11 protein-coding genes are annotated in these 14,948 nt (G+C 71.3%); 9 read left to right on the forward strand and 2 right to left on the reverse strand.

Features of this window, described 5'->3' with window-relative positions:
• Positions 1–41 precede the first annotated feature (41 nt).
• Entirely contained in the window at positions 42–719 is a 678-nt protein-coding gene (locus tag ACIBTU_RS14770; RefSeq protein ID WP_399126470.1) for a GntR family transcriptional regulator, read from the forward strand.
• A gap of 37 nt (positions 720–756) precedes the next feature.
• Here the strand turns inward: ACIBTU_RS14770 and ACIBTU_RS14775 are convergent, their stop codons facing one another.
• Both ACIBTU_RS14775 and ACIBTU_RS14780 read right to left on the reverse strand, forming a co-directional pair.
• On the reverse strand, positions 757–1,320 hold the full coding sequence (locus ACIBTU_RS14775) for a hypothetical protein (RefSeq protein ID WP_399126471.1): 564 nt from the start codon (positions 1,318–1,320) through the stop codon (positions 757–759).
• Between the two features lie 140 nt (positions 1,321–1,460).
• Positions 1,461–2,294 carry a PucR family transcriptional regulator gene (locus tag ACIBTU_RS14780; protein ID WP_399126472.1) on the reverse strand — a complete coding sequence of 278 codons (834 nt, stop codon included), beginning with the start codon at positions 2,292–2,294 and terminating at the stop codon, positions 1,461–1,463.
• A 602-nt stretch (positions 2,295–2,896) separates the two neighbouring features.
• On the opposite strand from ACIBTU_RS14780, the gene ACIBTU_RS14785 reads away from it, so the two are divergent.
• The 8 genes from ACIBTU_RS14785 to ACIBTU_RS14820 all read left to right on the forward strand — a co-directional run bounded on the left by ACIBTU_RS14785 (position 2,897) and on the right by ACIBTU_RS14820 (position 14,865).
• Positions 2,897–4,078: an ROK family protein gene (locus tag ACIBTU_RS14785; RefSeq protein WP_399126473.1), complete on the forward strand. Its 1,182-nt coding sequence runs from the start codon at positions 2,897–2,899 to the stop codon at positions 4,076–4,078.
• Between the two features lie 299 nt (positions 4,079–4,377).
• Positions 4,378–5,865 carry a sugar ABC transporter ATP-binding protein gene (locus ACIBTU_RS14790; protein ID WP_399126581.1) on the forward strand — a complete coding sequence of 496 codons (1,488 nt, stop codon included), beginning with the start codon at positions 4,378–4,380 and terminating at the stop codon, positions 5,863–5,865.
• A 208-nt stretch (positions 5,866–6,073) separates the two neighbouring features.
• The gene (locus ACIBTU_RS14795) at positions 6,074–7,093 is read left to right on the forward strand and encodes an ABC transporter permease (protein WP_399126475.1); all 1,020 of its coding nucleotides are present in this window, start codon (positions 6,074–6,076) and stop codon (positions 7,091–7,093) included.
• 42 nt (positions 7,094–7,135) lie between these two features.
• The gene (locus ACIBTU_RS14800; RefSeq protein ID WP_399126476.1) at positions 7,136–8,188 is read left to right on the forward strand and encodes a substrate-binding domain-containing protein; all 1,053 of its coding nucleotides are present in this window, start codon (positions 7,136–7,138) and stop codon (positions 8,186–8,188) included.
• Between the two features lie 160 nt (positions 8,189–8,348).
• Positions 8,349–9,497, forward strand: a complete 1,149-nt coding sequence (locus tag ACIBTU_RS14805) for a Gfo/Idh/MocA family protein (protein WP_399126582.1) — start codon at positions 8,349–8,351, stop codon at positions 9,495–9,497.
• A 15-nt stretch (positions 9,498–9,512) separates the two neighbouring features.
• On the forward strand, positions 9,513–10,511 hold the full coding sequence (locus ACIBTU_RS14810; protein ID WP_399126477.1) for a sugar phosphate isomerase/epimerase family protein: 999 nt from the start codon (positions 9,513–9,515) through the stop codon (positions 10,509–10,511).
• 294 nt (positions 10,512–10,805) lie between these two features.
• Positions 10,806–14,570 carry a ThuA domain-containing protein gene (locus ACIBTU_RS14815; protein WP_399126478.1) on the forward strand — a complete coding sequence of 1,255 codons (3,765 nt, stop codon included), beginning with the start codon at positions 10,806–10,808 and terminating at the stop codon, positions 14,568–14,570.
• 76 nt (positions 14,571–14,646) lie between these two features.
• Positions 14,647–14,865, forward strand: coding sequence for a hypothetical protein (locus ACIBTU_RS14820; RefSeq protein ID WP_399126479.1), 219 nt, complete (start codon positions 14,647–14,649; stop codon positions 14,863–14,865).
• The last annotated feature ends 83 nt before the right edge of the window (positions 14,866–14,948 follow it).

The raw sequence follows: 14,948 nt of genomic DNA on the forward strand, positions 1-14,948 counted from the left end.
AGTCCGACGAGCCATCCCGTGTCGTCTGCGAGGGGGACCCGATGTTGTCCACAGGACTGCCGCAGGGTGCGGTGCCCAAGCTCGAGCGCCCCGGACCGCTGCGTGAGCGTGTCTACGAGGCCCTGCTCGAACTCATCACCACGCGCGCGCTCCGGCCCGGCCAGCACCTGGTCGAGAGCGAACTCGCCGGGCACCTCGGGGTGTCCCGGCAGCCGGTGCGCGAGGCGCTGCAGCGGCTGAACACGGAGGGCTGGGTCGATCTGCGCCCCGCGCAGGGCGCCTTCGTGCACGAGCCGACCGAAGCCGAGGCTGACCAACTCCTGTCGGTGCGCACCCTGTTGGAGGCGGAGGCCGCCCGCCTCGCCGCGGCCAACGCGGGCAAGACCGGCATCACGGCCCTCGAGGAGCTGTGCGCCCAGGGCGAGCAGGCGGTCGCCGACGGGGACGTGGAGCAGGTCGTCGCGACGAACGCGGCCTTCCACGCCAAGGTCATGGAGCTCGCGGGCAACGTGGTCCTGGCCGAACTGGCCGGTCAGGTCGACCGTCGCGTGCGCTGGTACTACCAGCCGGTCGCCCGTCAGCGCGGCCGCCAGTCCTGGATCGAGCACCGCGACCTCATCGCGGCGATCTCCGCCCGCGACGAGGCACGGGCCACGGAGGTCATGCGGGCGCACACCGAGCACACCCGCACGACCTACCACCACCGGGACCGCGACTAGGGTCTTTCCTCGCGGCCTGCCAGGCCTGCCAGGCCTGCTAGGCCTGCGCGCCGCGGTCGGCGTGCACCATGTCGACGTACTGCTGCGGCAGTTCGCCGAACGACAGCTTCGTGATGCTCATCGGACCGGAGCTGTACGAGTCCTCGCCCTGGATCAGGCCGTTCTCGTCCACCGGCCACAGCAGCAGCTGCCGGTTCACGATCAGGTAGTCGGCGGACTCGTCGTCCACCGGGAAACCGAGCCGCGCCGCGTACGAGCCGGGGTAGACCTGCTTCAGGTTCCCCTCGGTGACCAGGCAGTGGTCGTCCAGGACGAGGCGCTCGATCTCGTACTCGAGGACATTGCTCCGCGAGGCGACGAACGCGGCGTAGTACGTGCGCACGCCGTCGGTGGTCTTCGGGCCGATGTCCTTGCCGCTGGACCAGAAGTGGTAGTCCGGCGCGGGGGACAGGGTGGCCATCAGGCGGTCGAGGTCCGGCTCGGCCTCGGCCTTCATGTGCTCGATCACCGCACTCAGCACCACACGGTGCCGCTCGTCCTTCGTGGCGGCGAGACGCTCCTCGAGCGGGGCCCAGGTGCGCTGCGAATCGATGACGGCCATAGGACGGTTCCTCTTCTGCAGAAGGGCTCTGGGGGTGGACCCGATTCTGCTCAGCGCGCCCGGGCGCGGGCAGCAGACGGCCGTCGGCGGATGAGCGGGCGACGGCCGACTCCTGTCGGGTGCCCGTCGGGTCGGCCGGTCTACGCCCTGTCGTCCGCCGCTCCCTCCGCTGCCGCCAGCTCCGCCGAGGACAGCGCCACCCGCCGCATCATCAGCACCAGCGTCGCCACGAACCGGTCGATCGAGTTCCCCAGGTCCCAGTCCGTCTCCGCCTCCACCCGGGCCAGCCGGCTCGCCACCGTGCTGTGGTGCACATACAGTTCGGCGGCGGTCCTGCGCAGCGAGCCGTAGACGCAGAACGCCTCCAGCGTGTCCACGTCCTGGGCGCCCGTCGACGTCGCCGCCAGCGCGTTGATGTGCGCGATCCCGCGCGCCCCGAGCAGCCGGCCCGGCGGCACGTCCGCCAGCAGGTCGAGCGGCCCGAGCCGACCGAACGCCACCGCCCGCCGCCCGTACACGGTGGACGAAGCGAACCGCAGGGCGCGCCGCGCCTGCGCCCACGAGGCCGGCGCCGCGTACACGCTCATCCGCTCGCCGACGCCGACCCAGGGCCCGCGCCCGCGTCCGTTTCCGGGGCGCTGCGGCGCGGGGGCCGCGTCCGCGAGCGCCGTGTGCAGGGCGTCGCACAGCGCGCGGTCCTCGACCGGCGTCTGCGTGAGCACCGCGGTCAGCCCGCCGATCGGCGCCGAGCGGACGAGCCGCCCCGGGCACAGCCGCTCGATCAGCTCGAGCACCGGGCCGACCCGGTCCGCGTACAGCGCGAGGACGCGTACGTCGCGGCCCGGGTCGAGGCCCGACAGCTCGACGGCGCGGACCCGGTCGGTGCGCTGCTCGGTGTCGGAGAGCAGGACCTCGACCAGGGCCGGGTCGCCCAGATGCAGATCGGTGCGGGACGGCGGGCGGAGGTCCAGCATGCGCAGCGTGTGCGACAGGCGGTCCAGGAGAACGGGGTCCAGGGGGTGCGCGGGGCCCGTGCGCTCGAGCCAGACCTCGGGGTCCCCGGCGGGAGTTCCCCCAGGCGGTCCGTCGAGCCGGTCGCCCTGCGGGCCGCGGCGGACGACGGCTCCCGAGGGCAGCCGGCAACCGACGCCGCACTGCGCGAGCGCGGCCGTCCGTCGTACGACGGTGTCCGCGTCGGCCGCCGATTCCCCGAGCCCGTCGAAAACGCGACGATCCGCATCATCGCGTCGGGACCCGACCCGAGCCCGCCCATCCGCAGCTGCTCCCGCTCCATCCCCGCAGCGTAGTGAGGCAGTGGTAGTGCGGAACAGAGATCGTCGGCGGCCGGTGAACCGGGGCCGCCGTACCGGGCTTTGTCCTGTGACGGGAGAAAGTCGTGGGTGATTCCTGCGCAACTTCTTCCCACACCCGGCAGGCGCTGCTACGTTCACCGTCGAAAGCAAGGCCACTGCTGAACGCAAGGCCACTGTCGAACGTAAGGCCGTTGCCGAGCGCGAGGCACTGCCGAAGCAAGGCCACTGGAGCCCGAAGAGGCGGGGAGGGGCACGTGAGACGCATGACGGCTCGACCCGCGAACGCGCATCAGGCGCGCCTGCTGCGACTGCTGCGCGACGGAGGGCCCAACTCGCGGGCCCAGCTCGGTGATCAGGTCGACCTCTCCCGGTCGAAGCTGGCCGTCGAGGTGGACCGGCTCCTGGAGACCGGACTCGTGGTGGCCGACGGACTCGCCGCCTCGCGCGGCGGCCGCCGCTCCCACAACATCCGGCTCGCTCCCGAACTCCGCTTCCTCGGCGTCGACATCGGCGCGACCTCGGTCGACGTCGCCGTCACCAACGCCGAGCTGGAGGTCCTCGGGCACATCACCCAGCCCATGGACGTGCGGGAGGGGCCGGTCGCGGTCTTCGAGCAAGTCCTCGCCATGGCCGCCAAGTTGAAGGCGTCCGGGCTCGCCGAGGGGTTCGACGGAGCGGGCATCGGTGTGCCCGGTCCCGTCCGCTTCCCCGAGGGCGTGCCCGTCGCGCCGCCGATCATGCCCGGCTGGGACGGCTTCCCGGTCCGCGAGGCGCTCAGCCAGGAACTGGGCTGCCCCGTCATGGTCGACAACGACGTGAACCTCATGGCGATGGGGGAGCAGCACGCGGGCGTGGCCCGCCAGGCGCGCGACTTCCTCTGCGTCAAGATCGGCACCGGTATCGGCTGCGGGATCGTCGTCGGCGGTGAGGTGTACCGCGGGACGACCGGTTCGGCCGGCGACATCGGGCACATCCAGGTCGAGCCCGACGGCAGGCCCTGCGCCTGCGGCAACAAGGGCTGCCTGGAGGCGTACTTCAGCGGCGCGGCGCTCGCCCGCGACGCCGAGGACGCCGCACGGGACGGGCGCTCGCCCGAGCTCGCCGGACGACTGGAGTCGGCCGGGAAGCTCAGCGCGGCGGACGTCGCGGTGGCCGCCGCGGCCGGCGACGCCACCGCCCTCGACCTGATCCGCGAGGGCGGCAACCGCACCGGCCAGGTCATCGCGTCCCTCGTCAGCTTCTTCAACCCCGGCCTCGTCGTCATCGGCGGCGGAGTCACCGGCCTCGGCCACACACTTCTCGCCGCCCTGCGCACCCAGGTCTACCGTCAGTCGCTGCCCCTGGCGACCGGCAACCTGCCCATCGTCCTGGGGGAGCTCGGCCCCACCGCCGGAGTCATCGGCGGCGCCCGCCTGATCAGCGACCACCTGTTCTCACCCGCGTAGCCCCTCCCCGGGGCTTCTCACGCCACGCCCGGGCGCACGCCGCCGCCCGGCTCCGGAACAGCGCCACCCGCACCCGTGGAACGAACCCTCGCGTTCCCGTCGCGTGCACACGTGTCACCAAGAGCCGCCGCACGCCCGCTCCATACGCCCGTTCCATACGTACGTTCCGCAGGCCCATCGAGGCTTCCGTTCTCCCACGAAGCACAGAGCTCCGCTCCGCCCTGCCCTGAAACCGGCCCGCACCCGTTCATAAGGGAACTGCCATGGCACCCTCGGCATCCGCGTCACCGCTGCTCACCATGTCCGGCATCACCAAATCGTTCCCCGGCGTCCGCGCCCTCGACGGAGTGGACCTGGAGGTCCGGGCCGGCGAGGTGCACTGCCTGCTCGGACAGAACGGCGCGGGCAAGTCCACACTCATCAAAGTGCTCGCCGGCGCCCACCAGCCCGACGACGGTGCCATCACCTGGGCCGGCGAGACCGTCACCCTGCGCTCCCCGATCGCCGCCATGCGCCTCGGCATCGCCACGATCTACCAGGAACTCGACCTGGTGGAGGGCCTGTCCGTCGCCGAGAACGTCCACCTGGGCCATGAACCCACCTCCGCCGGCTTCGTCGTACGAGGACGCGAGGCCAAGGCGTCGACGGCCGCCCTGCTCCAGCGGCTCGGGCACGGCGAGATCGACCCCGGCACGCTCGTCGGCCGGCTCTCCGCCGCGCACCGGCAGATCGTCTCCATGGCCCGCGCCCTCTCCCACGACGTGCGCCTCATCGTGATGGACGAGCCCTCCGCGGCACTCGACCCCGACGAGACCGACAACCTCTTCCGCATCGTCGGCGACCTCACCGCCGACGGCGTCGCCGTCGTCTACATCTCGCACCGCCTGGAGGAGATCCGCCGCATCGGCGACCGCGTCACCGTCCTCAAGGACGGCCGCGCCGTGGCCGTCGGCCTCCCCGCGAAGGACACCCCGACGCGCGACGTCGTCTCCCTGATGACCGGCCGCAACGTCGAGTACGTCTTCCCCGACCGGCCCACCGAAGAGCCCACGGCCGAACCCGTCCTGACGGTCCGTGACCTCTCCCGGCGCGGCGAGTTCGCCCCGCTCGACCTGGAGGTCCGCCCCGGCGAGATCGTCGGACTCGCCGGACTGGTCGGCTCCGGCCGCTCCGAGATCCTCGAGACGATCTACGGGGCCCGGCGGCCGACGAGCGGGACGGTCACCGTCGCCGGTACGGCTCTGCGCCCGGGCAGCGTCCGCTCGGCGGTCCGCGCCGGCCTCGGGCTCGCCCCCGAGGAACGCAAGGCGCAGGCCCTCCTGATGCTCGAATCCGTGACCCGGAACGTCTCCGTCTCCTCCATGTCCCGCTTCGCGCGCGGCGGCTGGTTGAACCGGGCGGCGGAACAGGACGCGGCGCACCGCGCGACCCGCGACCTCTCCCTGCGCCCCGACGACCCCTCCGTCCCCGTACGGACCCTCTCCGGCGGCAACCAGCAGAAGGCGGTCCTGGCCCGCTGGCTGCTGCGCGGCTGCAAGGTCCTGCTCCTCGACGAGCCGACGCGCGGCGTCGACGTCGGCGCCCGCGCCGAGCTCTACGCCGTCATCCGCCGCCTCGCCGACGAGGGCCTGGCCGTCCTCCTCGTCTCCAGCGAGGTCCCCGAGGTCCTCGGCCTCGCGGACCGGGTCCTGGTCCTGAGGGAGGGCAACGTCGTCCACGAGTCCCGGGCCCGTTCCCTGACGGAACACGAGGTCCTGGACCTGGTGATGGAAGGGGCTCCGGCATGACCGGCCAGGTTGTCGGCGCGGGTCCGTACCGCTCGGCGGCTCCGCCGCGGGACGCGGGGCCCCATCGACCGACGGCTCCGCCGCGGGGCGCGACCAGCCACGACCTACCGGCACCCGCCGAAGACAGGACGTGCCACGGCGAGTGGCAGACCCGCACCAGAACGAACCCGCACGGAAGCAGCTCCCGCCCAGAAAGGACCCCGGCGCCATGACGCACCCCGCCACCCCCGCCCGCCCGGCGGAGCCGAAACGCGCCACGTCCCCGCACAAGTCACCGCCCAAGACCCTCCTGAGGGCAGACCTCCGCACCCTCTCCCTCCTGGGCGTCCTTGCCGCTCTCATCGTCATCGGCGGCATCACCCAGCCCGACAGCTTCCTGGACACGGACAATGTCCAGCTGATCCTCACCCAGGCCAGCGTCATCGGCGTCGTCACCGTAGGCATGACCTTCGTGATCATCTCCGGCGGCATCGACCTCTCCGTTGGCGCGATCGTCGCCCTCGCCAGTGTCTGGGCCACCACCGTCGCGACACAGGAGTACGGCTTCGTCGGCATCCTGTTCACCGCGATCGTCGTGGGCGTCGGCTGCGGGCTGGTCAACGGCCTCCTCATCGCGTACGGCGGCATGGTCCCGTTCATCGCCACCCTCGCGATGCTCGCCTCGGGCCGCGGCCTCGCCCTCCAGATCACCGACGGAAAGACGCAGGTCGTCACGGTCGACGGCGTGCTGAGCCTCGGCGAACGGGACTCCTACATCCTCGGCATCCCGCCCCTCGTCCTGGTCTTCGCCGCGGTCACCGTCATCGGCTGGCTCGTCCTCAACCGCACCACGTTCGGCCGCCGCTCCGTCGCCGTCGGCGGCAACGCGGAGGCCGCCCGCCTCGCCGGCATCGACGTACGCCGCCAGCGGCTCTACCTGTACCTGCTGTCCGGCCTGTGCTGCGGCATCGCCGCGTTCCTGCTGATCGTGCTCTCCGGCTCCGGCCAGAACACCAACGGCAACCTCTACGAGCTCGACGCCATCGCCGCCGCGATCATCGGCGGCACCCTCCTCACCGGGGGCCGCGGCACCATCGTCGGCTCCGTGCTCGGTGTCCTCATCTTCACCACGATCACCAACATCTTCGCGCTGAACAACCTCCAGAGCGACGTCCAGCAGATCGCCAAGGGCGCGATCATCGTCGCCGCGGTCCTGGTCCAGCGACGTGACGCCCAGTCCACCACCTGACCCCAGCCCACCACCTCTCGTGCCCCGGGAAGGGACGACGCCATGCCAGACATGACGAGCCGCAGAAACATCCTGTTCGGCGCGGCCGCAGCCGTCACCACGGGCGGCCTGCTCACCGCCTGCACCAGCAACGAGCCCAGCGACAAGGGCGGTTCGGGCGGCAAGGCCGCCGACCAGCCGGTCGCCGACGACAAGCCCGGCAAGCAGGTCACCATCGGCTTCGCCGGCCCGCAGGCCGACCACGGCTGGCTCAACGCGATCAACGACAACGCCAAGGAACGGGCCAAGAAGTACTCCGACGTCACCCTGGAGGCAACGGAGGGCTCCAACGACACCGCCGCGCAGATCGGCCAGGTCGAGACCCTCATCAACAAGAAGGTCGACGTCCTCGTCATCCTGCCCGCCGACGGCAAGGCCCTCACCCGGGTCGGCCTCAAGGCCATGCGCGCCGGCATCCCCGTCGTGAACCTGGACCGTATCTTCAACACCCCGCAGGCCTACCGCTGCTGGATCGGCGGCGACAACTACGGCATGGGCCTGAGCGCCGGCAACTACATCGGCGAGCAGCTCAAGGACAAGAAGAACGCGACGGTCGTCGAACTCGCCGGGCTCGACAACCTGGAGCTGACCAAGCAGCGCAGCCAGGGCTTCGACGACGCCCTCAAGAACTTCCCGAACATCAAGAAGGTGGCCCGCCAGGCCGCCGATTTCACCGTCGAGTCGGGGCAGGCCAAGATGTCCCAACTGCTGCAGGCGCAGAAGAACTTCGACGCCCTGTGGAACCACGACGACGACCAGGGCGTGGGTGCCCTGCGCGCCATCAAGCAGGCAGGCCGCGACGACTTCCTGATGGTCGGCGGTGCGGGCGCGCTCTCCGCCATGCAGGCCATCGAGTCCGACGACAGCGTGCTGAAGGCGACCGTCCTGTACCCGCCGACGATGGCGGCGTCCGCGATCGACCTCGCCCGCGCTCTCGGCCAGGGCAAGGGGATCGGCGGCATGGCCGAGTTCGAGATCCCCGCGCACGTGACCCTGTACTCGGCCGTCGTCGACAAGAAGAACGTCGGCCAGTACATGCCGACCGGCTTCAGGTGACGGGTGCCGGCACGAGGCACCTGACGATCACGGCGTGGACGAGGAGGACTTCCGCATGGCAGGCAGCAGCACGGGCCCGACGACGGTCCGGGAAGCGACGGGGGACGGCGGCGGAGAGGGGAGCGGCGCGCCCGGGCACAAGCCCGTGCTCGGCGTCGGCATGGTCGGCTACGCGTTCATGGGCGCCGCCCACTCCCAGGGGTGGCGCACGGTCCGACACGCCTTCGACCTCCCGCTCAGGCCCCGGCTCGCCGCGGTCTGCGGGCGTGACGGACAGGCCGTGCGCGCCGCGGCCGACCGGCTCGGCTGGGCCGCGGCCGAGACCGACTGGCGCGCGCTGATCGCCCGGGACGACGTCGACCTCGTCGACATCTGCACCCCCGGCGACAGCCACGCCGAGATCGCCGTCGCCGCCCTGGAAGCCGGCAAGCACGTGCTGTGCGAGAAGCCGCTCGCCAACACCGTCGAGGAGGCCGAGGCGATGACCGAGGCCGCGCGCGCCGCGGCCGCACGCGGCCAGCTGGCCATGACCGGCTTCAACTACCGGCGGGTCCCGGCCATCGCCCTGGCCCGCCGGATGATCGCCGAGGGCCGCCTCGGCACCCTGCGCCACGTCCGCGTCAGCTACCTCCAGGACTGGCTCGTCGACCCCGCCTTCCCGCTCACCTGGCGCCTCCAGAAGCCGTACGCCGGCTCGGGCGCGCTCGGCGACCTCGGGGCGCACGCCGTCGACCTCGCCCAGTTCCTCGCGGGGGAGCCCGTCGCCGGGGTCTCCGCGCTCACCGAGACCTTCGTCAAGGAACGCCCGCTGCCGGCCGGCGCCGGCTCGGGCCTGTCGGCGACCGGAGCCGGCGGCGTCGGGCAGGTCACCGTGGACGACGCCGCCGTGTTCACCGGCCGCTTCGCCTCCGGGGCGCTCGCCTCCTTCGAGGCGACCCGCTTCGCGTCCGGCCGCAAGAACGCCCTGAAGGTGGAACTCAACGGTGAGCGCGGCTCCCTGGCCTTCGACCTGGAGCGGCTCAACGAACTGCACTTCCACGACCACACCGAACCCGGCGTCAGCGCCGGCTTCCGCCGCATCCTCGTCACCGAACCCGAGCACCCCTACCTGGAGGGCTGGTGGCCGCCGGGCCACGGTCTCGGCTACGAGCACACCTTCGCGCACCAGGCCCGCGACCTGGTCCACGCGATCGCCGCCCGCACCGCGCCCGCCCCGTCGTTCGCCGACGGGCTCCAGGTGCAGCGCGTCCTCGCCGCCGTGGAGGAGAGCGCGGCGAAGAACTCCGTCTACACCCCCGTACCGGCCTGAGGAGGTCCGCACACCGTGCCACGCCAGTTCACGCTCTTCACCGGACAATGGGCGGACCTGCCGCTCGAGGAAGTCTGCCGCCTGGCCCGCGACTTCGGCTACGACGGGCTCGAACTCGCCTGCTGGGGCGATCACTTCGAGGTCGACAAGGCCCTCGCCGACCCGTCCTACCTGGACTCCCGCCACGCCCTGCTCGACAAGTACGGGCTCAAGTGCTGGGCGATCTCCAACCATCTGGTCGGCCAGGCCGTCTGTGACGCCATCATCGACGAACGGCACCAGGGCATCCTGCCGGCCCGCATCTGGGGCGACGGAGACGCCGAGGGAGTGCGCCGGCGCGCCGCCGTCGAGATCAAGGACACGGCGCGCGCCGCCGCGGCCTTCGGCGTCGACACCGTCATCGGGTTCACCGGATCCTCGATCTGGCATCTCGTCGCCATGTTCCCCCCGGCACCCGAGTCGATGATCGAGCGCGGCTACGAGGACTTCGCGGAGCGCTGGAACCCGATCCTCGACGTCTTCGACGCGGAGGGCGTCCGCTTCGCGCACGAGGTCCACCCCAGCGAGATCGCCTACGACTACTGGACCACGCACAAGGCGCTCGCCGCGGTCGACCACCGGCCCGCCTTCGGCCTCAACTTCGACCCCTCGCACTTCGTGTGGCAGGACCTCGACCCGGTCGGCTTCCTGTGGGACTTCCGGGACCGCGTCTACCACGTCGACTGCAAGGAGGCCCGGCGCCGCCTCGACGGCCGCAACGGACGTCTCGGCTCCCACCTCCCCTGGGGCGACCCGCGCCGCGGCTGGGACTTCGTCTCGGCCGGACACGGGGACGTGCCCTGGGAGGACGTCTTCCGGATGCTGCGCTCCATCGACTACACGGGGCCGATCTCCGTGGAGTGGGAGGACGCCGGCATGGACCGCCTGCAAGGGGCGCCCGAGGCCCTGCGCAGCCTGAAGGCGTTCGACTTCGAACCGCCCACCGCGTCCTTCGACGCCGCCTTCAACAGCTGACCGACCCGGCACCCGGCGAGACATCCGCACGGGGGGAGGGACCGGCACCGCACGCCGGTCCCTGATCCGGGCTGCCCCGAACCAGCTTTGTCCTGCGATGGGAGAAAGCTCAACCAACAGTGGCGCAAGGGGTGTTCGCCCCGGACAAACGCCGCTACGGTCCCAGACGTGTCCCCGCAGTCGCCCCGAGCACTCCGGGACACCCGCACCTCCGGGGTGACGGCGCACCCCGGCGCCCGCACCGCACGTCCGAGCACCCGTTCCGTACGGCCCACCCGTTCCCGGAGGGACTTCGTGCACAGAACCCGATCCAGAAGCAGCGGAGCCTTGCGTCGCCCCCGACTCCGCACCGCCCTCGCCCTGCTCACCGGCACCCTGCTCGCCGTGGGCACCCCGACGCTGACGGCCGTCGCGGCCGAGCCCGCGGACAACACCGCCCCGGCCGCGACGTCCGCCGAGGCCAGCTCGTCCGCCGGCGCCACCTCGTCCGACGCGGCCGCCGAGGGCCAGTTCCAGCAGGTCCCCCTGGCCAAGGGCGAGCCCGAGATGGGCGAGCCGATGTCGCTCGCCGTGCTCCCCGACCGCAGCGTCCTGCACACCGCCCGCGACGGCACACTCCGCCTCACCGACCAGGGCGGAGTCACCAAGGTCGCCGGCAAGATCCCTGTCTACAACCACGACGAGGAAGGCCTGCAGGGCGTCGGCATCGACCCCGACTTCAAGAACAACCGGGCCGTCTACCTCTACTACGCCCCGCCGCTCGACACCCCCGCCGGGGACGCCCCCGAGACGGGGACCGCCGAGGACTTCAAGAAGTTCGACGGCGTCAACCGCCTCTCCCGCTTCGTCCTCAACGGCAACGGCACCCTCGACATGGCCAGCGAGAAGAAGGTCATCGACGTCGCCGCGTCCCGCGGCATCTGCTGCCACGTCGGCGGCGACATCGACTTCGACGCGCAGGGCAACCTGTACCTCTCGACCGGCGACGACTCCAACCCCTTCGCCTCCGACGGCTTCACCCCGATCGACGAACGCCCGGACCGCAACCCCGCGTTCGACGCCCGCCGCTCCGCCGGCAACACCAACGACCTGCGCGGCAAGATCCTGCGCATCAAGGTCGCCGAGGACGGCTCGTACACGGTCCCCGACGGCAACCTCTTCGCCCCCGGCACCGAGAAGACCCGCCCCGAGATCTACGCGATGGGCTTCCGCAACCCGTTCCGGATGAGCGTCGACGACAAGACCGGCACCGTCTACGTCGGCGACTACGGCCCCGACGCGGGCGCCGCGGACCCGAAGCGCGGGCCGGGCGGCCAGGTCGAGTTCGCCAAGGTCACCAAGGCCGCCAACTTCGGCTGGCCGTTCTGCACCGGCGACAACGACCCGTACGTCGACTACGACTTCGCCACGAAGGAGTCCGGCGCGACCTTCGACTGTGCCGCACCCAAGAACACCTCGCGGCACAACACGGGCCTCGTCGACCTGCCGCCCGCGCAGGCCGCCTGGATCCCCTACGACGGCGGCTCCGTGCCCGAGTTCGGCTCCGGCTCCGAGTCCCCGATGGGCGGCCCGGTCTACCGCTACGACCCGAACCTCGACTCCAAGGTGAAGTTCCCCGAGGCCTACGACGGGGACTTCTTCGCCGGCGAGTTCGGCCGCCGCTGGATCAAGCGGATCGAGCAGAACGAGGACGGCACGGTCGCGAAGATCAACGACTTCCCGTGGACCGGCACCCAGATCATGGACATGGAGTTCGGCCCCGACGGCGCGCTCTACGTCCTCGACTACGGCGTCTCCTGGTTCCAGGGCGACGACAACTCCGCCCTGTACCGCATCGAGAACGCCGCCGACGGCTTCTCCCCGATCGCCGAGGTCAAGGCCGACAGGACCTCCGGCGCGGCCGGGATGAAGGTTGACTTCACCGGCAGCGCGAAGGACGCCGACTCGCCGAACCTGACCTACGGCTGGGACTTCGGCGACGGCACCAAGGGCGAGGGTCTCACCCCGACCCACCAGTACAAGAAGGTCGGCACCTACACCGCGACCTTCACGGCCAAGGACCCCGAGGGCAACACCGGCAACGCCAGCACCCGGGTCGTCGTCGGCAACACGGAACCCAAGGTGAAGATCGACCTCCCGGCCAACGGCACCCTCGCCAAGCTCGGCGACCCCGTCCCCTTCAAGGTGACCGTCACCGACCCCGAGGAGACGGTCGACTGCTCCAAGGTCAAGGTCGCCTACAGCCTCGGTCACGACTCCCACGCCCACGAGCTCACCAGTGAGATGGGCTGCGAGGGCACCCTGAAGCCGCCCGCCGGTGACGGCGGACACGACCCCAACGCCAACATCTACGGCGTCGTCGGGGCCAGCTACACGGACAAGGGGGCGAACGGCCAGGAGGCGCTGACCGGCACCGCCCGCGCCGTTGTCCAGCCGCCGCACCGCCAGGCCGAGCACTACAGCAAGCAGCAGGGCACGGCCCAGCAGAGCAAGACGGAGGCCGAAGGCGGCAAGACCGTCGGCGACATCAACAACGGCGACTGGGTCTCCTTCACGCCCTACAACCTCACCGGCGTCAAGAAGCTCACCGCCCGCGTCTCCTCCGGCGGCGCCGGCGGCGTCCTCGAGGTGCGCACCGGCTCCGCGACCGGACCCCTCCTGGGCTCCACCACCGTCCCCGTCACCGGCGGCTGGGCCAACTTCCAGAACGTCGACGTCGCCCTGACGAAGGTCCCGACGAAGACCACCGACCTCTACCTCGTCTTCAAGGGCGGCGCCGGCGCCCTCTACGACCTGGACTCCTTCGAGCTCTCCACCCAGGCACCCGCGAAGGACGCCAAGCGGGTCCTGGTCTTCTCCAAGACCGCCGGCTTCCGCCACGACGCCATCCCGGACGGCATCGCCGCCCTCAAGGAACTCGGCGCGGGCAGCGACATGACCGTCGACACCACCGAGAACGCCGCCCAGTTCACCCCCGACAACCTGGCCCGCTACGACGCCGTCGTCTTCCTCTCCACCACCGGCGACGTCCTCAATGACACCCAGCAGAGGGCCTTCGAGGGCTACATCGCCGACGGCGGCGGCTACATGGGCATCCACGCCGCAGCCGACACCGAGTACGACTGGCCCTACTACGGCAACCTCGTCGGCGCCTGGTTCGACTCCCACCCGGCCATCCAGAAGGCCACCGTCCGCGTCGAGGACCGGGACAACCCGGCCACCAAGCACCTCGACGCCACCTGGGAGCGCACCGACGAGCTGTACAACTACCGCACGAACCCGCGCGGCAAGGTACACGTCCTCGCCTCGCTCGACGAGACGACCTACCAGGGCGGCACGATGAAGGGCGATCACCCGATCGCCTGGTGCCAGAACTACGGCGGGGGCCGCTCCTTCTACACCGGCCTCGGCCACACCAAGGAGTCCTACGCCGACGACGCCTACCGTAAGCACCTCCTCGGCGGCCTGAAGTACGCCACGGGCCAGACCGCGGCGGACTGCAAGCCGGACAAGGGCTACCGGCCGATCTTCAACGGTCAGACCCTGGACGGCTGGAAGCAGGCCGGCCCCGGCGGGTTCGACATCAAGGACGGCACGCTCGCGTCCAACGGCGGCATGGGCCTTCTCTGGTACCAGGCCCACGAGCTCTCGTCGTACTCCCTCAAGCTCGACTGGAAGATGCAGGGCGACGACAACTCCGGAGTCTTCGTGGGCTTCCCCGCCTCCGACGACCCCTGGTCCGCCGTGAACAAGGGCTACGAGGTCCAGATCGACGCCACGGACGCGCCCGACCGCACCACCGGGTCCGTCTACACGTTCAAGGCGGCGGACCTCGAGGCCCGCGACGCGGCCCTGAAGCCGCCCGGCGAGTGGAACTCCTACGAGATCAGGGTCCAGGGCGAACGCCTCCAGGTCTTCCTCAACGGAGTCAAGATCAACGACTTCACCAACGCGGACCCCGAGCGCAGCCTCAAGAACGGCTACATCGGCATCCAGAACCACGGTGACGCCGACCATGTCTCCTTCCGCGACATCCAACTCAAGGAACTGAGCGACTAGCCCGCCCCGGCACCCCGGGCCGCCCCCTGCGCGACCCGGCTGCCCCGTCCGGCGGCGCTCCGGCGAGTGCCGCCGGGTGAGCCCCGGAACGCTCCGGGGTTCCCGGGCCACTTGGAACCCCGGGCCGGCGCGGAACACCTGGGTCATCAGCAACACCCCGATCACCCCGATCACCCCGATCACCCCGATCACCCAGGACACCCAGGACACCCAGGACTCCCAGGACTCCCAGGGCACCCGGAACAACACCCCGCACCAGCGGCCCGGCCCCCGGGCCCTCGGGCCCGGGCCGTAGAGCCCGGAGACCCGCCCCCGCGGCGGGACCCCGGGCACCCCGAACGGCGGCGGGCGGAGGACGCCGGACCTCCGCCCGCCGTC

The organism is Streptomyces sp. NPDC050145 (assembly GCF_044460245.1).
Classification (GTDB): domain Bacteria; phylum Actinomycetota; class Actinomycetes; order Streptomycetales; family Streptomycetaceae; genus Streptomyces.